Below are 26186 nucleotides of genomic sequence, written 5' to 3'. Positions count from 1 at the left end.
ATGATGGCAGGAAATGCGGTTTTCTTGTACAGCATCTGGTATAGTCTGGCCGAACTTGAATATTCTAATAAAGAGCGGAGACTCGAAGAATGAATAAACTGACAACTTCGGCTGTCGCGGCAGCAGTGGCGCTGGCTGCAGCTGTACCGGCGCAGGCCGCTGTGCTTTTGGGTGTGAAGGCAGGGGCGGACGCTTGGTTTGCAAATGCAAAAGTGAACGACGTGAAGAGCGATGATGATGACACGCATTTCTCCTATCACCTGGCTTTTGAGCATTTTATTCCGCTGGTCCCGAATGCGCGCCTGCGCTATAGCGATGTTGATGCCGGTGCGGTGTCGTTTGGCCAGACCGACTACACAGCCTACTATGAGTTCCTGGACAATGAACTGGTTGCGTTTGATGCCGGTATCACACTGACCAAGTTCAATGACGGTAAATTCGCGGGCGAGAGCTTCAGCGAGTGGCATCCGAGCCTGTACGGCAATGCCGAAGTCGGCCTGCCGATGACCCCGGTCTCTGTGTTTGTTGACCTGAACATGGGGAACTTCGACGGGACCAATACGGTTGATGGCACCGCTGGGGTGAACTGGGCACTGCCTCTGGTTGCAGCCGATCTGAACCTGCGTGCGGGCTACCGTGTGATGGATTACGAGCTGGATTTCATCAAGAACTCTGCCGGCGATGTGAAAATTGACGGCTGGTTTGCCGGGCTGGAACTGGACTTCTAAGTTGTTGTTCTGACCATTTGAAGCAAAAAGCCACGAGGTATCGTGGCTTTTTTGTTGCCTGTTTTCAGGTTTCTGTACCATTTTTAAAAGGATACAGCGACTAGGAATCAGGCAATGACTCTTACTGAATTACAGCAACTGTATGCCAATAAGGATATTGTGGAAGCGGTGATCGAGCCCTCCATCCAGGCCAATGGCTGGATTGTTGAGTTTCGCCATCGCCGCGGTGGTTTTGTCCCCCTGACTGACGGTGCCGGCAGCGAAAAGTGTTACCACGATATTGATACCGCCACCGAGCGGGCGTTTGAAGTAGGTTTCCACCAGGTGCGAATTGCCGACACGTTTTAAGCGGAAATGTGGTGATCCGGCTCGCCGGATAACCACGCGCTCCTCCCTTACAAAAAGTTATAAAACATTCTTATCTATTCTTTCTTGTTATTTCCTTGAGTAGCTAATCTAACACTACGCAATGTAAAGGGATCGTCGTGTCATGTTACTTAAGGAACTTTCGGCCTTAGCCAGCCCGCTCAATGATCAGCAAATAGGTCAACTGCAACAGGCAGCTTCCGAACTCTCGCCACAACAGCTGGCGTGGATCAGCGGTTACTTCTGGGGGCTAAGCCAGACTCAACCTGCAGGCCAGCATGCGCCTGCTGCGCAGCCTGTGGCGGCCGTCCAACCGGCAGGCAAACTTACCATTATTTATGCTTCGCAAACCGGGAATGCCAAAGGGGTTGCCGAAGCGCTGAAAAGTGAAGCGGAAGCCGCAGGGGTTGCCGTCGCACTGTTTTCGGCCGGTGACTACAAAGGCAAAAACCTGGCCAAGGAAACCCATGTCATCATCGTCGCCTCGACGCATGGTGAAGGGGAAGCGCCGGACGATGCCATTGAGCTGCATGAATTCCTGCAATCGAAGAAAGCGCCGAAGCTGGCGAACCTCAAGTATGCCGTGATTGGCCTCGGGGATTCCAGCTACGAGTTTTTCTGTCAGACCGCCAAGGATTTCGACAGCTATCTCAGTCGCCTCGGTGGTCAGCCTATGCTGGAGCGCCTCGACTGTGATGTCGATTATGATGCTCCGGCTGCCGAGTGGCGCAAGCAGGCCCTGACCAAGGTGAAAGAAACGCTATCGACCGGCGAAGCCGAAGTCGTTCAGCTACCGGTGGGCCAGGCCCAACAGGTGGTGAGTCAGTACACCAAGCAGAATCCTTATGCTGCAACCTTGCTGACCAGTCAGAAAATCACTGGCCGCAATTCCGGCAAAGATGTCCGCCATATCGAGATTGATTTGGAGGGCTCCGGCCTGAACTATCAGCCGGGAGATGCGCTGGGGGTCTGGTTCGACAATGATCCGGCGCTGGCGGATGCTCTGGCGGCCCGGGTTGGCCTGGAGGGCAGCGAGTCCGTTGAGGTTGACGGCGAAGCGATGACCCTGAAGCAGGCGCTGATCAGTAAATATGAGATCACCGCGGCGAACCCTCAGCTGGTCACGAAGTTTGCAGCGCTTTCCGGCAGCAAAAAGCTCGAGAAGCTGGTCGCCGATAAAGACAAACTGCGCCAGTATGCCGGCAACACTCAGGTTGTTGATGTCCTGGCCGAGAAGAAAACCCAGCTCAGCGCCGAGCAACTGCTGGGTCTGTTGCGCCGTCTGACCCCGCGCCTGTACTCGATTGCCTCGAGCCAGGAAGAAGTCGGTGAAGAAGTACATCTGACCGTCGGAGTGGTGGAATATCAGCAGGGTGATGAGACCCGTCAGGGTGGCGCATCAAGCTATCTGGCCCACCGCCTGGAAGAAGGCGAGCCGGTGAAGGTCTTTGTCGAGGGCAACAACAACTTCAAGTTGCCGACCGATGATAATACCCCGGTGATCATGATCGGACCCGGGACCGGGATTGCACCATTCCGGGCGTTTGTTCAGGAGCGTGATAACCGCGGTGCGGTAGGGAAGAACTGGCTGTTCTTCGGCGATCGCACCTTTACCGAAGACTTCCTCTACCAAGTGGAATGGCAGAAGTACCTCAAGTCCGGAGTGGTGAGCCAGCTGGATGTAGCGTTCAGCCGCGATCAGGTGGAGAAAGTGTATGTTCAGCACCGGCTCCTTGAGCATGCGGCCCAGGTCTGGCAGTGGCTGCAAGATGGTGCCCACGTGTATGTGTGTGGCGATGCCAACTACATGGCCAAAGATGTTCATGAGGCGTTGCTTACCATCGCCGAGCAGCAAGGGAAATACAGCCGAGAACAGGCTGAGCAGTACTTGAATGAACTGCGCAAGAACAAGCGTTATCAGAGGGACGTGTACTAATGAGCGAGCAAAAATTATCAGATAACGAACGCCTGAAGCGTGAAAGTAACTTCTTGCGCGGGACGATCACTGACGACCTGAACGATCGGATCACTGGTGGTTTTACCGCCGATAACTTCCAGTTAATCCGGTTTCACGGCATGTATCAGCAGGATGATCGGGATATCCGCAATGAGCGGGCGAAGCAGAAACTGGAGCCGCTGCACAACGTGATGCTGCGGGCACGGATGCCGGGTGGAGTGATCACCCCGACCCAATGGCTGGCCATCGACAAGTTTGCGGCCGATCACAGCCTGTACGGCAGTATCCGCCTGACTACCCGTCAGACATTTCAGTTCCACGGCGTGCTCAAGCCAAATATTAAGCTGATGCACCAGACCTTGAACAGCATCGGAATTGACTCGATTGCCACCGCCGGCGATGTGAACCGAAACGTACTGTGTACCACGAATCCGGTGGAGTCGGAGTTGCACCAGGAGGCCTACGAGTGGGCCAGGAAGATCAGTGAGCACTTATTGCCAAAGACCCGGGCATATGCCGAGATCTGGCTGGACGGCGAGAAAGTGGAAACGACCGACGAAGAGCCGATCTTGGGCAGCACGTATTTGCCGCGCAAGTTCAAGACGACGGTGGTGATCCCGCCGCAAAATGACGTGGATGTTCACGCCAACGACCTGAACTTTGTCGCCATTGCCGACAATGGCAAGCTGGTGGGCTTCAACGTCCTCGTCGGCGGTGGCCTGGCCATGACCCATGGCGATAAGGCAACTTATCCGCGTCGGGCGGATGACTTCGGCTTCATTCCGTTGGAGAAAACGCTGGACGTGGCTGAAGCGGTCGTAACGACTCAGCGTGACTGGGGTAATCGCTCGAACCGGAAGAATGCCAAAACCAAGTACACCTTGGATCGGGTCGGTAGCGACGTCTTTAAGGCGGAAGTTGAAAAGCGCGCCGGGGTGGCGTTTGCCGACAGTCGTCCGTATGAATTCACTGAGCGCGGCGATCGCATCGGCTGGGTCGAAGGCATTGACGGCAAGTACCACCTGACCCTGTTTATCGAAAACGGCCGGTTGCTCGACTATCCGGGCAAACCGCTGAAAACCGGGGTGGCCGAAATTGCCAGGGTGCACCAGGGTGATTTCCGGATGACGGCGAACCAGAACCTGATTGTGGCTGGGGTACCGGCCGGCGAGAAGGAAAGGATCGAAAAGATCGCCCGCGATCATGGCTTGATCGATGATGCGATCAGTGAGCAACGCAAAAACTCGATGGCTTGTGTGTCCCTGCCGACCTGTCCACTGGCGATGGCGGAAGCTGAGCGCTTCCTGCCGGCGTTCGTCACCGATGTGGAAGCCGTGCTGGCGAAACATGGCCTGGCAGACCATGAGAATATTATCCTGCGGGTGACCGGCTGCCCGAACGGCTGTGGCCGGGCGATGCTGGCGGAAATCGGCCTGGTGGGTAAGGCGCCGGGGCGCTATAACCTCCACCTGGGCGGGAATCGCAATGGCACCCGGATCCCGAAAATGTACCGGGAAAACATTACAGTTGCTCAGATCATGGAAGAAATTGATAGCCTGGTCGGGCGCTGGGCAACGGAGCGGGAAGCAGGCGAAGGGTTCGGGGACTTTACGATCCGGGCCGGGATCATTGATCCTGTCGTTGTATCAAAGAGGGACTTTTATGCCTAAGTTATCGCTGGCAGCGCTGGCTGGAAAAAATAAGGTCGATCAGATCCTGCAACTGGCTGAAGTCAATGCAGAGTTGGAGCAGCTTTCGGCACAGGAGCGTGTGCGCTGGGCACTGGAGCACCTTGACGGCGAGTTTGCTCTGGCTTCCAGCTTCGGGATCCAGTCGGCAGTGATGCTTCACCTGGTGACTCAGGTGAAGCCGGATATCCCGGTGATCCTGACCGATACCGGTTATTTGTTTCCGGAGACGTATCAGTTCATTGATCACCTGACCGAGCGCCTGTCGCTGAACTTGCATGTGTATCGGGCTGAGCAAAGTGCGGCCTGGCAGGAAGCACGCTATGGTCAGTTGTGGGAGCAGGGGGTTGATGGGATAAAGCAGTATAACCGCTTGAATAAAGTGGAGCCGATGCGCCGGGCGCTGAATGAACTGCAAGTGGGCGCCTGGTTTTCCGGACTACGCCGTGAGCAGTCGGACAGCCGGGCGAGCCTGCCGGTGCTGGCGATCCAAAACGGGGTGTTTAAGTTTCTGCCCTTGATCGACTGGTCGAATAAAGATATTCATCAGTATCTGACTGAGCATGATTTGCCGTATCATCCGTTACGAGAGCAGGGATACCTGTCGGTGGGCGACACCCACACCACGCGCAAGTGGGAGCCGGGAATGACGGAGCAGGAAACCCGTTTCTTTGGCCTCAAGCGCGAGTGCGGATTGCATGAAGATGATGTCGAGGCCGATGGCTCCGGGATCTGATCTCACCTGAACGGTGCCCTGACGATGAAACCTTATCTGCTGAAAAGCAGATAAGGTTTTCTTTTATGGGAGGAAAGCGGCTGAATTCACAGCAGATTTGACGTCTTGCTGACAGGTTCAGCCAGCGAGCCTTATATCCTCACTGCCGGTATCGGGTTTATCCTGCGGGCTGCCAGACAGAGCCGAGTGCGTCCATCAACCCGGCGCTGGCCCCCTGGTTGCCGACAAATTTCATGATCAGCGGAATAAACTGGCTGACCATGCTCGGATCCATACCCAGCGTGGAGAATACTTTGTTGATGGTTTCCATGTTGGACAACATCCCGCTCAGCCCGGTCGGGATGGCGGCACTGAGTTTGTCGGCGCCGGGGATCATGTTGCTCAGTTCGCTAGCCTGGTCGCCGCTCAGTTGGCTGGAGGCCAGAGACAACAACGCACCGGCACCACCGGCTGCCTGCTCGGGGCTGACATCTAGCTGGCTGGTTATGAGTTCGGTCAGCGGATTACTCGCGATGGCAGATGTTTCTTCACCGCCGCCGAACAGGTCGGAAAGGCTGAAAGCAGTGCTGGTGGTTGGTAACAGCAAGGTGGTGATCAGGGCGGCTGGAATGACGAAGCGGTTAAGTATTGAAGCGGAAGCTTTTTCCATAGCAATTTCTCATGATTGAAAGGACTTAGCTATAAGCGTAGCGGCAATTGAGACAGCAGAAGTCAAGTTTTGGTGAAAATATGGCAACTTTAGTGGCGCGGCTTAAGAGGCGCTCTGACAACTTGGATGACGGCGGTTACTGTTGTGAAGTCGTGAATCAGGCATAAAAAAAACGGTGCCAGAGGCACCGCTTCTTGTGATTTCTGAGTCGCGCTTGGTTGAGACTTACAGGATGTCCAGCAGCTCAACTTCGAAGACCAGGGCTGCAAATGGTGGGATTGCAGCGCCAGCGCCACGCTCACCGTAGGCCAGGTCTTGTGGGATGTACAGTTTCCACTTTGAGCCAACAGGCATCATTTGCAGGGCTTCAACCCAGCCAGCGATCACGCCGGTTACTGGGAATTCAGCTGGCTGGCCGCGGCTAACAGAGCTGTCGAATACAGTGCCGTCAGTCAGCTCACCGTGGTAGTGAACACGAACTTGCTTGTCTGAAGTTGGGATTTCGCCGTTGCCTTCAACCAGAACTTCGTACTGAAGACCAGACTCAGTCACTGTTACTTCCGGGCGGAGTGCGTTATCTTTGAGGAAAGCTTCGCCTTCAGCGGCAGCTGCTTTGGCTTGCTCCTGGCGTACGGCTTCTGCACGTGTGTGAAGCTCGCGCAGTGCATTGTTGATATCGTCAACTTCGATTTCTGGCATCTCGCCAGTCAGTGAAGTGGCAATACCTTTGGCAATAGCTGCAACGTTCAGGCCTTCAAGACCGCTTTGTGCCAGCTGTTGGCCCATTTGCAGACCGATACCGTAGCTTGCTTTCGTTTCGACTGTATCTAGTTTAACGTCAGACATAATGTCATCTCTTTCAGTAGAGTGAATAAAGCAGGCAGGATAACAGTTTCAACCCCGAGGGGTAAACTTTTGTGACAAGATGTCGATTGATAGCGTGAGTTGAGAGTGCCGGAGTGTGACTATGGGACAGGCCAAACGCCGTTCAAAGAAAAAGAGTGAATTTACGTTTCCCCGCTTTTCCCTGAGCCAGTTAAAAGCGCTGAACGTTAATCAGGTAAAAGCCCGGTTTGCGGCGGCGCTTTTGCCCCTGAAAAACAAATGGGCAGCTCTGCCGCGTTTGCATCGCCGGGCACTGGCGGTGCTGATCCCTGTGGTGGGGGTTTTACTCCTGCTGCCGGCGAAGGCACCGCAACCGGAAAACCAGAGCGAATCTGTGCGACGGGAAGTCACGCTGGATTTGGGAACGCCGCAGCGCCAGGATCTGCCGCCGGTTGGTCAGCGTGCAGAGCCGCCTTCTCCGAAGCGGCCGGAGCGTCAGGTTGCAGAGACTTCGAACGGCTCGTCAGCAGTGGGTGTTTCATCGACTGAAACTTCACCTGCAAAAGCTTTAGCCTGGCAAACCTACCAGGTCAAGCAGGGCGAGACGCTGGCCAATATCTTCCGGGATAAGTCCCTGCCGTTGGGCGATCTCTATGCGGTCGCTGCGATTGAAGGCAAAGACAAGCCGCTCAGCCAGATCAAAGCCGGCCAGCTGCTGCGTTATAAACAAACAGCGCAGGGCGATCTGGACGTGCTGCAAATCGAGGGTCGCTCGGGAGAGCCGGTGATGTTCTTCCGTCGCTCGGACGGCAGTTTTGTCCGCAGCCAGTAAACGAGCCATTTGTACTACACATGGATGGTTTGCCCCTAAGGATATGCTTGGGGGCAAACCCTCCGGTTTAGCCCAGAACTTTTCCTTTGCGCAGCCGCATGTCGATATGCGGGATCCCGTCTTCTAAATATTCCTCTGAAATCGGCTCAAATCCGTAACGGCCATAGTAAGGCTGCAAATGCGATTGGGCCCCGATATCCAGGCTGTGATCCGGCCACAATCGCTCGGCATGCGCTAACCCTTCCTTGAGCAGGGCATGGCCGGCCCCGTTGCCGCGGGCGAATTCGGCGGTCAGGACCCGGCCGATACTGGCGTTCGGGTAGGTACTGCCCGGTGCTAGCAGTCGCAGGTATGCGGCCAGCTTACCTTGCTGGTAGCCCAGTAAATGGCGGGTGTGCGGCAGCTGATCTTTGTTATCCAGTTCCGGATAGGGGCAGTCTTGTTCGACCACAAACACATCGACTCTGAGCTTGAGGAGTTCATAAAGCTGATGAGTGGTCAGTTGCTCAAATGTCAGGCATTGCCATTGCATGGTTCTCTCCTTGGCTTGGTGCTTTGGCCTCGCGCTCTGGGTTGAATGCGCTCGGTTTCGTCGGCTCGTGTAAAGCCATGACCCTAACAGATCCGGGGCGTTCGGACATTTACTTGGGTTAAGACGTTTCTTGCTTCAGTTCAGGTGCTGGGTCTGGTCTAAGCATGCGGTTTACTCATCCTGCGCCAGGCGCTGTTTGAGGCGGCTCAGACTGCTGGGATTGATCCCTAAATAAGAGGCGATCTGGTAGTCCGTGACTCGTGACATCAGTGCCGGAAAGCTGCTGCTGAATAGCCGGTAGCGCTCTTCGGGTGTGTGCATCAGCATAAAGCGTTCTTTCTGCTCTTTAAACAGCAACTGTCTTTCCAGCAGGCGGGTGAACAGCGGCTCACCTTCATCCCGCCAGACGCGGAATAGACTCAGTGGCAGAGCCAGCAAACGACTTGCCGAGAGGGTTTCCAGCAGAAATGGGGACGGCTGCTCGCTCAGCAGGCTTTCAAAACCGAGCAGGACGTCCTGATCCCAGTAGAACTCTTTACTGTACTGTTTGCCTTCTGCGGTCAGGTAACAGGCATGACAGACACCATCGAGCAGAAAATAGCCGTGGGTCGGAGACTCTCCCTGATTGAGCAGCACGTGACGGGTCGGCAGTTCCATCAGCTCGGCGGCGTTCAGGGCTTGGGTGATCGCAGCCGGAGACGCGCCTAACTGGCTGAGAAAATGTTGCAGTTCTTCGTTCATCATGAGGTTCTTGGCGGTGTTTTTTGCATCATAGCAAAAAAATACCGCAGCCTGGCTGCGGTATGATTTGGTTTGCAATCGCCGGGGACCGGAATCACTGGAGATCGATCTGATAAACGGCAAATCCAATCTTGTCGGTCGCTACTTGCTTCATTGGATATTGGCTGTTGGCCTTGATGAAGGCCGCAGCTTTCTCACTTGGCGAGGTTTCGAAGCGAATGTCCAGCGGCTGCTTGCTCTGCAGCGGGGCAAAGCGCCAGTTGTTATCGGCTTTCGGGACGACCTGACCCTGAGCTTTGCTGATCCGGCTGATATAGTTGGCCAGTACGGTGCGGTTTTCATCCGGGGCTGCAAATGCGATAAAGGCATCGCCGGTGCCGGCAAACTTGGCCCCGTAGGCTCGGTAGTTGTTGGTGGCGATCAGGAACGGCTGCTCCGGATTCACCGGTTTGCCATTAAAGGTCAGCTCGCGGATCCGCGAGGCCTGACCGTTGATCAGCTTACAGTTCCCGTCGTAACGGGCTGGCTGCGAGACATCAATCTGGTACTGCACGCCGTCAATCACATCAAAGTTATAGGTGCGGAACCCGTCCCAGTTGATCAGCCCCTGTGGCTGGTCGCTGTTGAGGTTGATCTGGTTGAACTGGGCCGCTGAGCACTCCAGCCACTCTTTCACTTCCTTGCCGGTGACTTTCAACGCCACCAGGGTGTTGGGGTACAGATACAGGTCGGCGGCGTTGCGGAACGTCAGCTGACCGGCTTCAACCTCGGTGTAGTTAGCCGGATCGTTGGCCCGTCCCCCGGCTTTGAACGGCGCAGCGGCAGAGAGCACCGGGAGCCCGTCTAAGTCCGGGTCACCCTGAATAAAGCGCTCCACGTAATCTTTCTGCGCCAGGTTGACGATTTGTACCGTCGGATCATCCTGCACCAGGGCCAGATAGCTGTACATTACATCGCTGGCTTTGCCTATTGGCTGGTTGACGAAATCACGGGTCGCGGTGTGATCGTTGGCAACCGCAGCAACCAGCTTGGCATCGGCTTCGACCAGCGGTTTTTTCTCATATTTATCATAAATCGGGCGGGCTTCGGTCTGCGCATTGGCAACAGTCCAGCCGTCGCCGCTTTTCTCCAGCACCAGATCCATCACCCCGAGGTGATCGCCCCAGCGTCCCGGCATCACCGCCGCGACGCCGTTGATGGTGCCTTTGTCGACATCAGTATTGGGCAGGTTGGCAAAGGCTTTGCTCGGGAAAACGGCGTGGGAGTGGCCAAAAGCGATGGCGTCGATCCCTTCAACTTGGGTGAGGTAGTACACCGAGTTTTCCGCCATTACCTTGTACGGATCGGCTGAAACCCCGGAGTGCGGGATCGCCACGATGATATCGGCACCTTCTGCTCTCATTTGCGGGACAAATTTCTCGGCAGTCTGCTTGATATCAAGCGCTTTGACTTTCCCTTCCAGGTTCTTTTTATCCCAAATCATGATTTGCGGCGGGACGAAGCCGATATAACCGACTTTGACATCGTGGGTTTGGCCATCGGTATCCTGAAATTTGTGTGTTTTGATCAGGTACGGGGTAAACAGGTTCTGACCGGTTTTCAAATCAATCACGTTGGCGTTGATGTACGGGAAGGCGGCGCCATCGAGTGATTTTTTCAGGAAGTCCAGGCCGTAGTTGAACTCATGATTCCCCAGGTTGGCGACATCATAATCGAGCTGGTTCATCGCCTTGTACACCGGATGGACTTCCCCGGTACTGATCCCTTTGGCTGCCATGTAGTCGCCCATCGGGCTGCCCTGGATCAGGTCCCCGTTATCCACCAGGATACTGTTGGTCACTTCAGCGCGGGCCTGCTTGACCAGAGTCGCGGTCCGGACCAGACCGGTTTTCAGGGTCGGCTTATCCTTGTAATAGTCATAATCCATGACATTGGTATGGATGTCGGTGGTTTCGAGAATACGTAGCTTGATCGTCTCTGCGGCAGCCGGACCGGCCAGGGTCAGCAAACCGCCCAGAACGGCGACAGACAGGGGCTTGACAGATAATTTCATGATTTTCTCCGGAACAGTGAGTTGTCAAAGCGTGCTTAACGTATCAAAAGAATGATGATGGTAACGTGAAAGGGAAGGCATATTGTGCCCGGTGTCTCATATTTAAGGTTAGCCAGCCCCCTTGACTGGTTAAGCAGGCAATTCTTCCCAGACGGCGGTGCACACTACATCAGATGAAAATGGCATAACATAAGTCCAATCGGCCTATCATCAAGGGTTAAACCGATGTTAAATGACTCGAATCAGGCATTGAACCTACCGGACCGTCCCACCTTCGCAGACTCAGCCTCTTTATCCGTTCGACATTGACCAACCTCAAACTTTTTGGAATAAAAAATGAAATTTTAGAATTTCAGGTAATATCTTGCCCCGTCTATAGTGCTGAGAGTTATCAGTACAGAGGGCGCAGGACATGGACTACTTGCCAATTTTTGCAGACTTGAAGCGACGGCCTTGCCTGGTGGTCGGTGGCGGTGAGGTTGCATGGCGCAAAACCCGCTTATTATTAAAGGCTGGTGCAGATGTCCGGGTGATCGCCCCTGCACTGAATCCGGATTTTCAACAGGCGATTCAAATGGGTCAGGTCACGCACCTGGCCGACACATTCGAGCCGTCGCATCTCGACGGTATTTTCCTCGCCATTGCTGCCACCGATCGTAAAGCTGTCAATGCGCTGGTTTACCAATCTGCCAATCAGCGCCAGGTGATGGTGAATGTGGTAGATGATACTCAGCGCTGCAGTTTCATCGTGCCTTCCATTGTCGATCGCTCGCCGATCATTGTCGCGATTTCATCGTCCGGAAAAGCGCCGGTTCTTGCCCGCTTGCTGCGGGAGAAACTCGAAGCCCTGTTGCCGGCGCATCTGGGCCAGATGGCAACCATTGCCGGACGTTTTCGTCGGCGTCTGTCTGAAACCGTCACCACCCTGACGGGCCGTCGCATGTTCTGGGAGCAAGCCTTTGGCGGACGTTTTGCTGAGCTGGTCGCAGCCGGTCAGGCGCAGGCGGCAGAGCAGGAGCTGGAGGCGCTCTCGCATCAGGTTGCCCCGCAAGGGCAGGTGGCCCTGATAGGTGCCGGCCCGGGCGATCCCGGACTGTTAACCCTGCGGGCGTTGCAACTGATGCAGCAAGCCGACGTGGTGCTGTACGACTATCTGGTGTCCGATGAAGTGATGGAGCTGGTTCGCCGCGATGCGGAGCTGGTGTGTGTTGGCAAAAAAGCCGGCTTCCACAGTGTCCCGCAGGAAGAGACCAACCAGTTGATCGTCAAGTATGCCGAACAGGGCAAGCGGGTGGTGCGCCTGAAAGGCGGTGATCCGTTTGTCTTTGGTCGGGGTGGCGAAGAGCTGGAAGTGCTGTTCGATGCCGGGATCCCGTTTCAGGTGGTGCCGGGGATCACGGCAGCTGCCGGGGCCACGGCGTATGCCGGGATCCCGTTGACCCATCGCGATCACGCCCAAACGGCGATGTTTATTACCGGTCACCTGAAGCCGGGGAGCGATCAGCTGGACTGGTCGACGCTGGCCCGTGGCAAGCAGACTCTGGTGATTTACATGGGGTTGATGAAGTCGAGCCATATTCAGCAGCAGTTGTTGACCCATGGCCGCGCCGCAGACACGCCGATTGCCATTATCGAACGCGGCACCCAGGCAACCCAGAAAGTTTTGAAAGGTCGGCTCAGTGAGCTGGCAACACTGGCAGAGCAGGCAGCTTCCCCGTCCCTGATCGTGGTGGGAGAAGTGGTTAACTTATCAGAAAAATTACATTGGTTCGGCAAGCAGGAACAGCCTCAGCAGCCTGCTGTGGTCAAGCTGGCATAGAATGGAGAGAGTGATGGACCCTAAACGATTAACCCATCTCAAGCAGCTGGAAGCGGAGAGCATTCACATCATCCGCGAAGTGGCTGCTGAGTTCGATAACCCCGTGATGATGTATTCCATCGGGAAAGACTCATCGGTGATGTTGCATCTGGCGCGTAAGGCGTTTTATCCGGGCAAGATCCCGTTCCCGCTGCTGCATGTGGATACCGACTGGAAATTCCGCGAGATGATCGAATTTCGGGATCGCACGGCGGAGAAATACGGCTTTGATCTGCTGGTGCATAAAAACCCGGAAGGGCTGGCGATGGGGATCAGCCCGTTCAAGCACGGTTCTTCCAAGCATACCGATATCATGAAAACCCAGGGCCTGAAGCAAGCGCTGAACAAGTATGGCTTTGATGCCGCGTTCGGGGGCGCCCGCCGGGATGAAGAAAAATCGCGCGCCAAGGAGCGGGTGTATTCGTTCCGGGACAAAAACCACACCTGGGATCCGAAAAACCAGCGCCCGGAGTTGTGGAAGACTTACAACGGCCAGATCAATAAAGGCGAGAGCATCCGGGTCTTTCCGCTGTCGAACTGGACCGAACTGGACATCTGGCAATACATCTATCTGGAAGGCATTGAAATTGTGCCACTGTACCTCTCTGCGATTCGGCCGGTGGTTGAGCGTGATGGCATGTTGATCATGGTCGATGATGATCGGATGGAGTTGCAGCCGGGCGAGAAGATCGAGCACAAAAGTGTGCGTTTCCGCACCCTGGGCTGCTACCCGCTGACTGGTGCGATTGAATCTGAAGCGGATACGCTGCCGGGCATTATTGAAGAGATGCTGGTCGCGACTTCCAGTGAGCGTCAGGGGCGGGCGATTGACCATGATCAGTCCGGCTCAATGGAGCTGAAAAAACGCCAGGGTTACTTCTAAGGAGAGCACAATGAACAGCGTAATTGAACAACAAGTGGCCGAGTTGGGGATTGAAGCCTACCTCGACCAGCACCAGAACAAGTCTCTGCTTAGATTCTTGACCTGCGGCTCGGTGGATGACGGGAAAAGTACCCTGATTGGCCGTCTGCTGCATGACTCTCAGCAAATTTATGAAGATCAACTGGCCGCGATCCACGCTGACAGCCAGAAAGTGGGCACCACCGGCGAGAAGCCGGATCTGGCGCTGCTGGTGGATGGTCTCCAGGCCGAGCGTGAGCAGGGGATCACCATTGATGTGGCGTACCGTTATTTCTCGACCAAGCAGCGTAAGTTCATCATCGCTGATACCCCGGGGCATGAGCAGTACACCCGGAATATGGCGACCGGTGCTTCCACCTGTGATGTGGCTGTGATTTTGATAGATGCCCGCAAAGGCGTACTGGATCAGACCCGTCGCCATTCCTATATCGCCAGCTTGCTGGGGATCCGCCATTTTGTGGTCGCAATCAATAAGATGGATCTGGTTGGGTTTGAGCAGGCCCGGTTTGAGACGATCCGGGATGAATACCTGACATTTGCCGAGAAACTCAACAGCGAGCTGGATATCAAGCTGGTACCTTTGTCCGCCCTTGAAGGCGACAACGTGGTGGATGCCAGCGGACAGACGCCGTGGTACGACGGCGAGCCGTTGCTGAGTATTCTGGAAAATATCGACATTGGCCAGGAAAAAGAAGTGGGTGAACTGCGCTTCCCGGTGCAGTATGTCAACCGCCCGAACCTGGATTTCCGTGGCTTTGCTGGGACGCTGGCCTCCGGCGTGGTGAAAGTTGGGGATGCCGTGAAAGCGTTGCCCTCCGGCAAAGCATCCACGGTGGCCCGGATTGTCACCTTTGATGGCGATTTGCCGGAGGCTCACCCGGGTCAGGCTGTCACTCTGACGTTAACGGATGAGATTGATATCAGCCGTGGCGATACGCTGGTGGCTGGGGATGCGAACGTGCCATTGAGCAACCGCCTGTTGGCCGATATTGTCTGGATGGCAGAAACGCCGTTGGAAGTGGGCCGTCAGTACGATATTAAAGTGGCCGGGAAGAAAACCGTCGGAACGGTAGAAGCGATCCGTCATCAGGTCGATATCAATAACCTGGAGACCTTCCAGACCGAGAGTCTACCTTTGAACGGCATTGGCTTGTGTGAAGTGGCGTTAACCGAGGCCATTGCGGTGGATGCTTATCAGGCGTGCGCAGATACCGGCGGTTTCATCGTGATTGATCGGCTGAGTAATGTGACGGTGGGGGCCGGGATGGTGCGTGAAGCGTTGGCTGAATCAAGTCAGGCGCAGAACTCGTCGTTCAGTGCTTTTGAGCTAGAGCTCAACACGCTGATCCGCAAACACTTCCCGCATTGGGAAGCGAAAGATATCCGTAACCTACTGGGGTAATGGCATGAGTTGGGAACAAGGAACAGTCCTGGCCATGTTAATGGTGATCGTGACCTGTTTGCTGACAACACGGATCAAACCGGCTTATTTATTTGCCGGGGCAGCGTTTGTCGGTTTTCAGGCCGGGATGATTGATCTGCCGACCTTGGCAGGCAATTTTACCAATTCATCACTGTTAACCCTGGTGCTGCTGATCCTTGTTTCCATTGCTCTGGAGAAAACGCGCCTGATCAGTTGGGTCGGTCGTCAGATCTCTCAGGGCGGTCAATCCTCGGTCGTCGCCAAGTTGGGACTGTCGACCGCTTTTCTATCTTCATTTACTAACAATACCGCAGTCGTGGTGTCGCTCATCGGGGCAATTAAACGCAATCAGCGCCATGCCCCGTCACGATTGCTGATCCCGCTGTCGTACACTGCGATACTCGGTGGCACGCTGACCCTGATCGGGACCTCGACCAACCTCATTATCAATAGCTTTGTCGAAGATGCCGGCTTGCCCGGGTTGGGATTTTTTGCACCCACCGCCATCGGGCTGGCGGTGCTGGTGGTCGGCCTGATGGTGTTGATCCCGCTCAGCTACCTGCTCCCTGTCTATGATGATCAGAGTCAGGATGATTTGCCGTACTTCCTTGAAGCCAAAATTGAAGGCGGCTCGCCACTGGCCGGTAAAACTGTGGCTGAAAATGGCCTGCGGGCCCTGCGCCGTTTGTTTCTGGCGGAAGTGATCCGCGACGGTAAAACTATTGCGCCGGTCTGTCCGGATACCCGCTTGATGGCTGGCGACAGCTTGCTGTTTTGCGGTGATGTGGAAAGTGTCACGACATTGCAGGAAATCAATGGCCTGCACCTGTTTGGTCAGCACCATTTGAACGGCCAGTCGATGATGGAAGTGATTGTCAGCCATTCGGCCGGTATTCGCGGCAAGACCCTGAAAAGTGTTCGCTTTCGCGAGCGGTTTGATGCCGTGGTGGTGGCGATCCGCCGCGGGCATGAGCGGCTGGGCGGTGGCCTCGGCAATATTGAACTACATGCCGGAGATACCCTGGTGGTCGTACCGGGGAAAACGTTCCATGACAAGAAACAACAGCTCAACCGCGAATTTGTGTTGGTGAACGGACTGGATTCGAGCGCCCGGCTGGACAGCCTGAAAAGCTTGAGTGTGTTGTTTGGTTTTCTGGCGGTCATTGCCGCAGCTTTGCTGCATGTGCTGCCGATCATCAACGGCCTGGCAGCATACTTACTGCTGCTGATTGCCACTGGGATCATTTCATTTGCCGAGATCCGACGGCGGTTTCCGGTGGATATTGTGGTGATCGTCGGCTCAGCCTTGTCTGTGGCCCAGTTGATGATGTCCAGCGGTTTGTCCGAGCGGATGGGAAATCTGCTGATGAGCTCGTTCAATGGCTGGGGCTTATACGGCGCGTTGGTGGCTGTGTACTTACTGGCGTTAGTGTTGACTGAGCTGGTCACCAATAATGCGGCCGCAGCCCTGTCATTTCCGGTCGCCTACAGCCTGGCCGTCAGCTACGGCGCGGATCCGATGCCGTTCATCATGGCCATCTTGTTTGGCGCCAGCGCCAGTTTTATTTCTCCCTACGGGTATCAGACCAATCTGCTGGTCTATAGCGTCGGGAACTATCAGCTGAAAGATTATTTGCGAGTTGGGCTGCCTGTTTCTGTGGTGTATTCCGTAGTTGTGCTGGCATTGATCCCGCAACTCTTTCCATTTTAATGCTAACGATTGGCATCGTTTAAACGGAGTTTATTATGACAGCAGTCATTGAGCCGCATAAGAATGAAAATGTGGTATGGCACCGCCATCAGGTCAATAAAGCCAGCCGGGCACAGCAAAAGTCTCAGCAGCCTGCTGTATTGTGGTTTACCGGGTTAAGTGGTGCCGGGAAGTCAACCATCGCCGGTGCCTTGGAAGAGCGCCTGGCCGAGCTGGGGTATCACACCTACTTGTTGGATGGTGATAATGTCCGGCACGGGTTGTGTCGTGATCTGGGCTTTTCGTCAGAAGATCGCCGGGAAAACATTCGCCGGATTGGTGAAGTTGCCAAGCTCATGGCCGATGCCGGACTGATTGTCCTGACAGCTTTTATTTCACCGCATCGTCATGAGCGCCAACTGGTACGGGATATGTTACTTCAGGGTGAGTTTCTTGAAGTTTTTGTCGATACCCCGCTGGCGGAATGTGAGAAGCGTGATCCCAAAGGCTTGTATAAGAAGGCGCGAGCAGGTGAAATTAAACAATTCACAGGGATCGATTCTGAGTATCAGGCACCTGAATCACCAGAGATCCATTTGCCAGCAGGCGACGCATCAATTGCTGAGCTGGTTGAGCTGTGTTTGGAGTCGTTAAAAGAACGTCAGATTATCCGCCAATAAAAGGAGTCATCGCGGGTGAGTACGCTACTCGAATCGATTTATCACATCGCCAAAGAAGCCGGGGCCTCCATCATGGAGCATTATCATGCCAATGTTGAGGTTTCAGAGAAGGCAGATAGCAGTCCGGTGACGGCGGCGGATCTTGCCGCGAATGCCATCATTATTGAGCAACTGGCTGAACTGACACCGGAAATCCCGGTGCTGTCTGAAGAGTCTGCCCATACCCAGTGGCCGGAGCGCCAACACTGGCAGCGCTTCTGGCTAGTGGATCCGCTCGATGGCACGAAAGAGTTTTTACGCAAAAATGGTGAGTTCACGGTCAACATTGCTCTGATTGAGGAAGGGAAGCCGGTATTGGCGGTGGTCCATGCGCCGGCGCTCGGGAAATTCTGGTTGGGGGATGGCAATAAAGCCTGGTTAGAAACAAAAGCAGGGCGTGATCAAATTAAGGTTCGACCGGCAACGGTGCCGACTGTGGTTGGTAGCCGCTCTCACCCGAGTCCTGATATGGCTGCTTTTCTGGAGCAACTGGAGGAGTATAAGATGACTGAAGTCGGCTCCTCATTGAAGTTTTGCCTGGTTGCCGAAGGACGCGCGCAATATTACCCGCGCTTAGGTCCGACTATGATGTGGGATACCGCTGCAGGCCAATGTGTCGCTGAGAGTGCTGGCGCGACCGTTAAACAACTGGATGGTGAGCCGCTGCACTATCACCGGGAAACGCTGTTGAACCCTCACTTTATTGTAACGGTTTAGCTTTTCCTGCGAGGCCAAAACAACGGGCAGCCTGTCGCTGCCCGTTTTTATTTGACTCAAAATTAAGATCCACGTGAGTCATTTTCGACTACTTTTAATCTACTGCGTATTGGCTTTAGAGTTGTCAGGGTCGAGATATGGTGTCTTTACTGTCACTTTTGATAGTTATGGGCTGAAATCTCGCCAGCTGACAGAAAAAGTCAAAAAACTAGTTGCCATCTCCCGGAGGCTCTCTATAATGCCGCCTCATTGACAGGGGAGGCGGGCAGTGAGTAAGTTATTTACAAGCTGTGCATAACTTGTTAGTCGGTGTTCTGGGTAAGAAAGTTAATTAAAAATGGTGCTTGACACGGTTTTTAAAACGTCTAGAATGGCTGTCCTCTTCGAGATTGAGTGTTAAGGCGATAAAAAGCCGACTCTTCTTTAACGAAGGTAGGTTAAGCGCTGGTTTGAGTCTGAAAAGAATTTCAAAAAAGTGCTTGACGGGGAAAAAGGCTTGTGTAGAATGCGCAGCCCTGACCGGAACGAAATCCGAGTCAATGCTCTTTAACAATTTGACCATGCAATCTGTGTGGGCACTCGTGAAATGATAGTCAAAACTTTTTGTCTTCACTTTTAAAAAGTGAAAGCAAAATAGGTATCAATGAACTGAGTGACCAAAACAAATAACTTCGGTTATTTGGCACAGTCAATTCGTTCTAACTTAGTTAGAACAATCAGTATTCATTGAGCCAAACAAAATCTTAAATTGAAGAGTTTGATCATGGCTCAGATTGAACGCTGGCGGCAGGCCTAACACATGCAAGTCGAGCGGCAGCGACTTAACTGAACCTTCGGGGAACGTTAAGGGCGGCGAGCGGCGGACGGGTGAGTAATGCCTGGGAATATGCCCTGATGTGGGGGATAACCATTGGAAACGATGGCTAATACCGCATAATCTCTTCGGAGCAAAGAGGGGGACCTTCGGGCCTCTCGCGTCAGGATTAGCCCAGGTGAGATTAGCTGGTTGGTGAGGTAACGGCTCACCAAGGCGACGATCTCTAGCTGGTCTGAGAGGATGATCAGCCACACTGGAACTGAGACACGGTCCAGACTCCTACGGGAGGCAGCAGTGGGGAATATTGCACAATGGGGGAAACCCTGATGCAGCCATGCCGCGTGTGTGAAGAAGGCCTTCGGGTTGTAAAGCACTTTCAGTCGTGAGGAAGGCGGCCAGGTTAATAGCCTGGTTGTTTGACGTTAGCGACAGAAGAAGCACCGGCTAACTCCGTGCCAGCAGCCGCGGTAATACGGAGGGTGCGAGCGTTAATCGGAATTACTGGGCGTAAAGCGCATGCAGGCGGCTTGTTAAGCCAGATGTGAAAGCCCGGGGCTCAACCTCGGAATCGCATTTGGAACTGGCAGGCTAGAGTCTTGTAGAGGGGGGTAGAATTTCAGGTGTAGCGGTGAAATGCGTAGAGATCTGAAGGAATACCGGTGGCGAAGGCGGCCCCCTGGACAAAGACTGACGCTCAGATGCGAAAGCGTGGGGAGCAAACAGGATTAGATACCCTGGTAGTCCACGCCGTAAACGATGTCTACTTGGAGGCTGGGGTCTTGAATTCTGGCTTTCGGAGCTAACGCGTTAAGTAGACCGCCTGGGGAGTACGGTCGCAAGATTAAAACTCAAATGAATTGACGGGGGCCCGCACAAGCGGTGGAGCATGTGGTTTAATTCGATGCAACGCGAAGAACCTTACCTACTCTTGACATCCAGAGAACTTAGCAGAGATGCTTTGGTGCCTTCGGGAACTCTGAGACAGGTGCTGCATGGCTGTCGTCAGCTCGTGTTGTGAAATGTTGGGTTAAGTCCCGCAACGAGCGCAACCCTTATCCTTGTTTGCCAGCACTTCGGGTGGGAACTCCAGGGAGACTGCCGGTGATAAACCGGAGGAAGGTGGGGACGACGTCAAGTCATCATGGCCCTTACGAGTAGGGCTACACACGTGCTACAATGGCGCATACAGAGGGCGGCGAGCTAGCGATAGTGAGCGAATCCCAAAAAGTGCGTCGTAGTCCGGATTGGAGTCTGCAACTCGACTCCATGAAGTCGGAATCGCTAGTAATCGTGGATCAGAATGCCACGGTGAATACGTTCCCGGGCCTTGTACACACCGCCCGTCACACCATGGGAGTGGGCTGCACCAGAAGTAGATAGCTTAACCTTCGGGAGGGCGTTTACCACGGTGTGGTTCATGACTGGGGTGAAGTCGTAACAAGGTAGCCCTAGGGGAACCTGGGGCTGGATCACCTCCTTAACGATATGACGCATTGTTTGACGCAGTGTCCACACAGATTGCTTGGTGAAATGGTTTTAGAACTCGCGAAAGCGCTAATCAATAACGCCAGTTATTGATTAACGCTTTGTGCGTTATGCTCTTTAACAATCTGGAAAGCTGACTAGTAAATTGAATGTTTGACATTCAATACTAAAGTTTCATTTCTCTTCATTGAAGCGTGATGAAACGAGTTCTCAAGCAACACACATTCAAGTGTCTTGTGTAAGAAGAGTCCGGCAAAACAAACTAATCCGTCAAGTCATTGATGGAAACCTTGGTCGTTTGCGATACAGACCCCTTGGGGTTGTATGGTTAAGTGACTAAGCGTACACGGTGGATGCCTGGGCAGTCAGAGGCGATGAAGGACGTACTAACTTGCGATAAGCGTAGATGAGGCAGTAAGAGCCACTTGAGTCTACGATTTCCGAATGGGGAAACCCAGCTGCAGCAGCAGTTATCATTAAGTGAATTCATAGCTTAATGAGGCGAACCGGGGGAACTGAAACATCTAAGTACCCCGAGGAAGAGAAATCAACCGAGATTCCGGCAGTAGCGGCGAGCGAAACCGGATTAGCCCTTAAGTTGATTTGGTGTCAGGTGAAGGCTCTGGAAAGTGCCGCGATACAGGGTGATAGCCCCGTAACCGACAACACCTTATCAGTGAAAACGAGTAGGACGGGACACGTGTTATCTTGTCTGAAGATGGGGGGACCATCCTCCAAGGCTAAATACTCCTGACTGACCGATAGTGAACCAGTACCGTGAGGGAAAGGCGAAAAGAACCCCTGTGAGGGGAGTGAAACAGAACCTGAAACCGTGTACGTACAAGCAGTAGGAGCACCCTCGGGTGTGACTGCGTACCTTTTGTATAATGGGTCAGCGACTTAATTTCAGTAGCAAGGTTAACCGTATAGGGGAGCCGTAGGGAAACCGAGTCTTAACTGGGCGTGCAGTTGCTGGGATTAGACCCGAAACCAGGTGATCTAGCCATGGGCAGGTTGAAGGTGCGGTAACACGCACTGGAGGACCGAACCGACTAATGTTGAAAAATTAGCGGATGACTTGTGGCTAGGGGTGAAAGGCCAATCAAACCTGGAGATAGCTGGTTCTCCCCGAAAGCTATTTAGGTAGCGCCTCGGACGAATACTACTGGGGGTAGAGCACTGTTAAGGCTAGGGGGTCATCCCGACTTACCAACCCTTTGCAAACTCCGAATACCAGTAAGTACTATCCGGGAGACACACGGCGGGTGCTAACGTCCGTCGTGGAGAGGGAAACAACCCAGACCGCCAGCTAAGGTCCCAAAGTTATCGCTAAGTGGGAAACGATGTGGGAAGGCTCAGACAGCCAGGATGTTGGCTTAGAAGCAGCCATCATTTAAAGAAAGCGTAATAGCTCACTGGTCGAGTCGGCCTGCGCGGAAGATTTAACGGGGCTAAGCGATACACCGAAGCTGCGGCAATGCATTTTATGTATTGGGTAGGGGAGCGTTCTGTAAGCCGTTGAAGGTGTGCTGTAAGGCATGCTGGAGGTATCAGAAGTGCGAATGCTGACATGAGTAACGATAAAGGGGGTGAAAAACCTCCTCGCCGGAAGACCAAGGGTTCCTGTCCAACGTTAATCGGGGCAGGGTGAGTCGACCCCTAAGGCGAGGCCGAAAGGCGTAGTCGATGGGAAACGGGTTAATATTCCCGTACTTCTTGCTATTGCGATGGGGGGACGGAGAAGGCTAGGTGGGCCTGGCGACGGTTGTCCAGGTTCAAGGGTGTAGGCTGTAATCTTAGGCAAATCCGGGATTACAAGGCTGAGACCTGATGTCGAGCCGCTACGGCGGTGAAGTCATTGATGCCATGCTTCCGGGAAAAGCCTCTAAGCTTCAGATAGCAAGGAATCGTACCCCAAACCGACACAGGTGGTCGGGTAGAGAATACCAAGGCGCTTGAGAGAACTCGGGTGAAGGAACTAGGCAAAATGGTACCGTAACTTCGGGAGAAGGTACGCTGCCGGCGGTAAAGAGACTTGCTCTTGGCGCTGCTGGCAGTCGCAGATACCAGGTGGCTGCAACTGTTTATTAAAAACACAGCACTGTGCAAAATCGAAAGATGACGTATACGGTGTGACGCCTGCCCGGTGCCGGAAGGTTAATTGATGGGGTTATCTTCGGAGAAGCTCTTGATCGAAGCCCCGGTAAACGGCGGCCGTAACTATAACGGTCCTAAGGTAGCGAAATTCCTTGTCGGGTAAGTTCCGACCTGCACGAATGGCGTAATGATGGCCACGCTGTCTCCACCCGAGACTCAGTGAAATTGAAATCGCAGTGAAGATGCTGTGTACCCGCGGCTAGACGGAAAGACCCCGTGAACCTTTACTACAGCTTGGCACTGAACATTGACCCTACATGTGTAGGATAGGTGGGAGGCTTCGAAGCAGGTACGCCAGTATCTGTGGAGCCGTCCTTGAAATACCACCCTTGTAGTGTTGATGTTCTAACGTCGGCCCTTTATCGGGGTTGCGGACAGTGCCTGGTGGGTAGTTTGACTGGGGCGGTCTCCTCCCAAAGCGTAACGGAGGAGCACGAAGGTGGGCTAATCACGGTCGGACATCGTGAGGTTAGTGCAATGGCATAAGCCCGCTTGACTGCGAGAATGACGGTTCGAGCAGGTGCGAAAGCAGGTCATAGTGATCCGGTGGTTCTGAATGGAAGGGCCATCGCTCAACGGATAAAAGGTACTCCGGGGATAACAGGCTGATACCGCCCAAGAGTTCATATCGACGGCGGTGTTTGGCACCTCGATGTCGGCTCATCACATCCTGGGGCTGAAGTCGGTCCCAAGGGTATGGCTGTTCGCCATTTAAAGTGGTACGCGAGCTGGGTTTAGAACGTCGTGAGACAGTTCGGTCCCTATCTGCCGCGGGCGTTGGATGATTGAGAGGGGCTGCTCCTAGTACGAGAGGACCGGAGTGGACGAACCGCTGGTGTTCGGGTTGTGTCGCCAGACGCATTGCCCGGTAGCTAAGTTCGGAATCGATAACCGCTGAAAGCATCTAAGCGGGAAGCGAGCCTCAAGATGAGTCATCCCCAAGGCTTCAAGCCTTCTGAAGGGTTGTCGTAGACTACGACGTTGATAGGCAGGGTGTGTAAGCGCTGTGAGGCGTTGAGCTAACCTGTACTAATTGCCCGTGCGGCTTAACCATACAACACCCAAGGGGTTTTGTTTACGAAGTACGGACTCCGCAAGCACTTGAATGGAGTGTTTGAGAATACTGGTCAGATTTTCCGAGATTGTATCTTCCGCCGAAGGCGTAAGATAAACAGAATTTGCTTGGCGACCATAGCGTTATGGACCCACCTGATCCCATGCCGAACTCAGCAGTGAAATGTAACAGCGCCGATGGTAGTGTGGGGCCTCCCCATGTGAGAGTAGGACATCGCCAGGCTTCGATTCGCACTTGCTTGAAGTTCAAGCAAGTCACCATAAAGTTCTAAAGTTTCTTAGAGTTTTATGTTGACTTTCAAAGTGGGAAGCGTATCATACGCACCTCGCTTGAGCGCTAAGGCGCTGAAAGCACAGTTCTTTAACAATTTGACCATGCAATCTGTGTGGGCACTCGTGAAATGATAGTCAAAAGATTTATCAGTGAACTGAGTGACCAAATCGATACTTAGGTATCGGCACAGTCAATTTATCAGTAATCACTGAGCCGTTTCTTCGGAAACAACAAAACTTTAATTGAAGAGTTTGATCATGGCTCAGATTGAACGCTGGCGGCAGGCCTAACACATGCAAGTCGAGCGGCAGCGACTTAACTGAACCTTCGGGGAACGTTAAGGGCGGCGAGCGGCGGACGGGTGAGTAATGCCTGGGAATATGCCCTGATGTGGGGGATAACCATTGGAAACGATGGCTAATACCGCATAATCTCTTCGGAGCAAAGAGGGGGACCTTCGGGCCTCTCGCGTCAGGATTAGCCCAGGTGAGATTAGCTGGTTGGTGAGGTAACGGCTCACCAAGGCGACGATCTCTAGCTGGTCTGAGAGGATGATCAGCCACACTGGAACTGAGACACGGTCCAGACTCCTACGGGAGGCAGCAGTGGGGAATATTGCACAATGGGGGAAACCCTGATGCAGCCATGCCGCGTGTGTGAAGAAGGCCTTCGGGTTGTAAAGCACTTTCAGTCGTGAGGAAGGCGGCCAGGTTAATAGCCTGGTTGTTTGACGTTAGCGACAGAAGAAGCACCGGCTAACTCCGTGCCAGCAGCCGCGGTAATACGGAGGGTGCGAGCGTTAATCGGAATTACTGGGCGTAAAGCGCATGCAGGCGGCTTGTTAAGCCAGATGTGAAAGCCCGGGGCTCAACCTCGGAATCGCATTTGGAACTGGCAGGCTAGAGTCTTGTAGAGGGGGGTAGAATTTCAGGTGTAGCGGTGAAATGCGTAGAGATCTGAAGGAATACCGGTGGCGAAGGCGGCCCCCTGGACAAAGACTGACGCTCAGATGCGAAAGCGTGGGGAGCAAACAGGATTAGATACCCTGGTAGTCCACGCCGTAAACGATGTCTACTTGGAGGCTGGGATCTTGAATTCTGGCTTTCGGAGCTAACGCGTTAAGTAGACCGCCTGGGGAGTACGGTCGCAAGATTAAAACTCAAATGAATTGACGGGGGCCCGCACAAGCGGTGGAGCATGTGGTTTAATTCGATGCAACGCGAAGAACCTTACCTACTCTTGACATCCAGAGAACTTAGCAGAGATGCTTTGGTGCCTTCGGGAACTCTGAGACAGGTGCTGCATGGCTGTCGTCAGCTCGTGTTGTGAAATGTTGGGTTAAGTCCCGCAACGAGCGCAACCCTTATCCTTGTTTGCCAGCACTTCGGGTGGGAACTCCAGGGAGACTGCCGGTGATAAACCGGAGGAAGGTGGGGACGACGTCAAGTCATCATGGCCCTTACGAGTAGGGCTACACACGTGCTACAATGGCGCATACAGAGGGCGGCGAGCTAGCGATAGTGAGCGAATCCCAAAAAGTGCGTCGTAGTCCGGATTGGAGTCTGCAACTCGACTCCATGAAGTCGGAATCGCTAGTAATCGTGGATCAGAATGCCACGGTGAATACGTTCCCGGGCCTTGTACACACCGCCCGTCACACCATGGGAGTGGGCTGCACCAGAAGTAGATAGCTTAACCTTCGGGAGGGCGTTTACCACGGTGTGGTTCATGACTGGGGTGAAGTCGTAACAAGGTAGCCCTAGGGGAACCTGGGGCTGGATCACCTCCTTAACGATATGGCGCATTGTTTGATGCAGTGTCCACACAGATTGCCTGGTTAATAGTAAAAGACAACAGTGTCCCATTCGTCTAGAGGCCTAGGACACCGCCCTTTCACGGCGGTAACAGGGGTTCGACTCCCCTATGGGACGCCACTTTCTAAA

Annotated in this window: 17 protein-coding genes, 1 tRNA gene and 4 rRNA genes; 17 read left to right on the top strand and 5 right to left on the bottom strand. The window is 54.0% G+C overall.

What is annotated here, in order from left to right; translation table 11 throughout:
• The first annotated feature begins 89 nt into the window (after positions 1-89).
• The 5 genes from NNL38_RS14455 to NNL38_RS14435 all read left to right on the top strand — a co-directional run bounded on the left by NNL38_RS14455 (position 90) and on the right by NNL38_RS14435 (position 5475).
• Positions 90-728, top strand: coding sequence for a TIGR04219 family outer membrane beta-barrel protein (locus tag NNL38_RS14455; RefSeq protein ID WP_255388708.1), 639 nt, complete (start codon positions 90-92; stop codon positions 726-728).
• A gap of 114 nt (positions 729-842) precedes the next feature.
• Positions 843-1076 carry a thymidylate kinase gene (locus tag NNL38_RS14450; protein WP_255388707.1) on the top strand — a complete coding sequence of 78 codons (234 nt, stop codon included), beginning with the start codon at positions 843-845 and terminating at the stop codon, positions 1074-1076.
• A gap of 142 nt (positions 1077-1218) precedes the next feature.
• Complete coding sequence (locus NNL38_RS14445) at positions 1219-3030, top strand: assimilatory sulfite reductase (NADPH) flavoprotein subunit (protein WP_255388706.1); 1812 nt, start codon at positions 1219-1221, stop codon at positions 3028-3030.
• Positions 3030-4721: an assimilatory sulfite reductase (NADPH) hemoprotein subunit gene (gene cysI, locus NNL38_RS14440; protein ID WP_255388705.1), complete on the top strand. Its 1692-nt coding sequence runs from the start codon at positions 3030-3032 to the stop codon at positions 4719-4721. The genes NNL38_RS14445 and cysI overlap by 1 nt, the downstream gene beginning before the upstream one ends.
• A complete protein-coding gene (locus tag NNL38_RS14435) occupies positions 4714-5475 on the top strand; it encodes a phosphoadenylyl-sulfate reductase (RefSeq protein ID WP_255388703.1) in 762 nt (253 codons plus the stop codon). The genes cysI and NNL38_RS14435 overlap by 8 nt, the downstream gene beginning before the upstream one ends.
• A 157-nt stretch (positions 5476-5632) precedes the next feature.
• On the opposite strand, the gene NNL38_RS14430 is transcribed toward NNL38_RS14435, so the two are convergent.
• Together NNL38_RS14430 and bamJ are read right to left on the bottom strand one after the other, a co-directional pair.
• Complete coding sequence (locus tag NNL38_RS14430) at positions 5633-6124, bottom strand: DUF2780 domain-containing protein (protein ID WP_255388702.1); 492 nt, start codon at positions 6122-6124, stop codon at positions 5633-5635.
• Positions 6125-6349: 225 nt separating this feature from the next.
• The gene (gene bamJ / locus NNL38_RS14425) at positions 6350-6970 is read right to left on the bottom strand and encodes a BamJ family beta-barrel-assembly machinery protein (protein WP_255388701.1); all 621 of its coding nucleotides are present in this window, start codon (positions 6968-6970) and stop codon (positions 6350-6352) included.
• Positions 6971-7091: 121 nt separating this feature from the next.
• Here bamJ and NNL38_RS14420 point away from each other — a divergent pair, with 121 nt between their 5' ends.
• On the top strand, positions 7092-7781 hold the full coding sequence (locus tag NNL38_RS14420) for a LysM-like peptidoglycan-binding domain-containing protein (RefSeq protein WP_255388700.1): 690 nt from the start codon (positions 7092-7094) through the stop codon (positions 7779-7781).
• Positions 7782-7848: 67 nt separating this feature from the next.
• On the opposite strand, the gene NNL38_RS14415 is transcribed toward NNL38_RS14420, so the two are convergent.
• The 3 genes from NNL38_RS14415 to NNL38_RS14405 all read right to left on the bottom strand — a co-directional run bounded on the left by NNL38_RS14415 (position 7849) and on the right by NNL38_RS14405 (position 11107).
• On the bottom strand, positions 7849-8313 hold the full coding sequence (locus NNL38_RS14415; RefSeq protein ID WP_255388699.1) for a GNAT family N-acetyltransferase: 465 nt from the start codon (positions 8311-8313) through the stop codon (positions 7849-7851).
• A 171-nt stretch (positions 8314-8484) separates the two neighbouring features.
• Positions 8485-9054 (bottom strand): Crp/Fnr family transcriptional regulator, encoded by a 570-nt coding sequence (locus NNL38_RS14410; protein WP_255390661.1) that lies wholly within the window; start codon positions 9052-9054, stop codon positions 8485-8487.
• A 94-nt stretch (positions 9055-9148) separates the two neighbouring features.
• Positions 9149-11107 carry a bifunctional 2',3'-cyclic-nucleotide 2'-phosphodiesterase/3'-nucleotidase gene (locus NNL38_RS14405; RefSeq protein WP_255388698.1) on the bottom strand — a complete coding sequence of 653 codons (1959 nt, stop codon included), beginning with the start codon at positions 11105-11107 and terminating at the stop codon, positions 9149-9151.
• 412 nt (positions 11108-11519) lie between these two features.
• Between NNL38_RS14405 and cysG the strand changes: the two genes are divergently transcribed.
• The 11 genes from cysG to NNL38_RS14350 all read left to right on the top strand — a co-directional run bounded on the left by cysG (position 11520) and on the right by NNL38_RS14350 (position 26177).
• Entirely contained in the window at positions 11520-12926 is a 1407-nt protein-coding gene (gene cysG, locus NNL38_RS14400; protein WP_255388697.1) for a siroheme synthase CysG, read from the top strand.
• A 13-nt stretch (positions 12927-12939) separates the two neighbouring features.
• Complete coding sequence (cysD, locus tag NNL38_RS14395) at positions 12940-13848, top strand: sulfate adenylyltransferase subunit CysD (RefSeq protein WP_255388696.1); 909 nt, start codon at positions 12940-12942, stop codon at positions 13846-13848.
• A gap of 10 nt (positions 13849-13858) precedes the next feature.
• Positions 13859-15289 (top strand): sulfate adenylyltransferase subunit CysN, encoded by a 1431-nt coding sequence (gene cysN, locus NNL38_RS14390; RefSeq protein WP_255388695.1) that lies wholly within the window; start codon positions 13859-13861, stop codon positions 15287-15289.
• A gap of 4 nt (positions 15290-15293) precedes the next feature.
• Positions 15294-17021 carry an SLC13 family permease gene (locus NNL38_RS14385; protein WP_255388694.1) on the top strand — a complete coding sequence of 576 codons (1728 nt, stop codon included), beginning with the start codon at positions 15294-15296 and terminating at the stop codon, positions 17019-17021.
• Between the two features lie 35 nt (positions 17022-17056).
• On the top strand, positions 17057-17680 hold the full coding sequence (gene cysC, locus NNL38_RS14380) for an adenylyl-sulfate kinase (RefSeq protein WP_255388693.1): 624 nt from the start codon (positions 17057-17059) through the stop codon (positions 17678-17680).
• A 15-nt stretch (positions 17681-17695) separates the two neighbouring features.
• Positions 17696-18436 carry a 3'(2'),5'-bisphosphate nucleotidase CysQ gene (gene cysQ, locus NNL38_RS14375; RefSeq protein ID WP_255388692.1) on the top strand — a complete coding sequence of 247 codons (741 nt, stop codon included), beginning with the start codon at positions 17696-17698 and terminating at the stop codon, positions 18434-18436.
• A gap of 745 nt (positions 18437-19181) precedes the next feature.
• Positions 19182-20733, top strand: a 16S ribosomal RNA gene (locus tag NNL38_RS14370).
• Between the two features lie 331 nt (positions 20734-21064).
• Positions 21065-23949: ribosomal RNA gene (locus tag NNL38_RS14365) — 23S ribosomal RNA — on the top strand.
• Between the two features lie 127 nt (positions 23950-24076).
• Positions 24077-24192 (top strand): 5S ribosomal RNA (gene rrf, locus NNL38_RS14360).
• Between the two features lie 290 nt (positions 24193-24482).
• Positions 24483-26034, top strand: a 16S ribosomal RNA gene (locus tag NNL38_RS14355).
• The 16S, 23S and 5S rRNA genes sit together here with 1 tRNA gene alongside, the layout of an rRNA operon.
• A 67-nt stretch (positions 26035-26101) precedes the next feature.
• A tRNA-Glu gene (locus tag NNL38_RS14350) sits at positions 26102-26177 on the top strand.
• Positions 26178-26186: the final 9 nt, after the last annotated feature.

The sequence above is a fragment of the Photobacterium atrarenae genome (assembly GCF_024380015.1).
GTDB classification, from domain to species: Bacteria; Pseudomonadota; Gammaproteobacteria; order Enterobacterales; family Vibrionaceae; genus Photobacterium; species Photobacterium atrarenae.
Note: the sequence above shows the minus strand (reverse complement) of the source record. Positions and strands in the feature narration are given on the sequence as shown.

Coding starts and splice junctions, on each gene's coding strand:
- NNL38_RS14455 (WP_255388708.1), top strand. CDS start 90: ATGAATAAACTGACAACTTCGGCTGTCGCGGCAGCAGTGGCGCTGGCT.
- NNL38_RS14450 (WP_255388707.1), top strand. CDS start 843: ATGACTCTTACTGAATTACAGCAACTGTATGCCAATAAGGATATTGTG.
- NNL38_RS14445 (WP_255388706.1), top strand. CDS start 1,219: ATGTTACTTAAGGAACTTTCGGCCTTAGCCAGCCCGCTCAATGATCAG.
- cysI (WP_255388705.1), top strand. CDS start 3,030: ATGAGCGAGCAAAAATTATCAGATAACGAACGCCTGAAGCGTGAAAGT.
- NNL38_RS14435 (WP_255388703.1), top strand. CDS start 4,714: ATGCCTAAGTTATCGCTGGCAGCGCTGGCTGGAAAAAATAAGGTCGAT.
- NNL38_RS14430 (WP_255388702.1), bottom strand. CDS start 6,124: ATGGAAAAAGCTTCCGCTTCAATACTTAACCGCTTCGTCATTCCAGCC.
- bamJ (WP_255388701.1), bottom strand. CDS start 6,970: ATGTCTGACGTTAAACTAGATACAGTCGAAACGAAAGCAAGCTACGGT.
- NNL38_RS14420 (WP_255388700.1), top strand. CDS start 7,092: ATGGGACAGGCCAAACGCCGTTCAAAGAAAAAGAGTGAATTTACGTTT.
- NNL38_RS14415 (WP_255388699.1), bottom strand. CDS start 8,313: ATGCAATGGCAATGCCTGACATTTGAGCAACTGACCACTCATCAGCTT.
- NNL38_RS14410 (WP_255390661.1), bottom strand. CDS start 9,054: ATGAACGAAGAACTGCAACATTTTCTCAGCCAGTTAGGCGCGTCTCCG.
- NNL38_RS14405 (WP_255388698.1), bottom strand. CDS start 11,107: ATGAAATTATCTGTCAAGCCCCTGTCTGTCGCCGTTCTGGGCGGTTTG.
- cysG (WP_255388697.1), top strand. CDS start 11,520: ATGGACTACTTGCCAATTTTTGCAGACTTGAAGCGACGGCCTTGCCTG.
- cysD (WP_255388696.1), top strand. CDS start 12,940: ATGGACCCTAAACGATTAACCCATCTCAAGCAGCTGGAAGCGGAGAGC.
- cysN (WP_255388695.1), top strand. CDS start 13,859: ATGAACAGCGTAATTGAACAACAAGTGGCCGAGTTGGGGATTGAAGCC.
- NNL38_RS14385 (WP_255388694.1), top strand. CDS start 15,294: ATGAGTTGGGAACAAGGAACAGTCCTGGCCATGTTAATGGTGATCGTG.
- cysC (WP_255388693.1), top strand. CDS start 17,057: ATGACAGCAGTCATTGAGCCGCATAAGAATGAAAATGTGGTATGGCAC.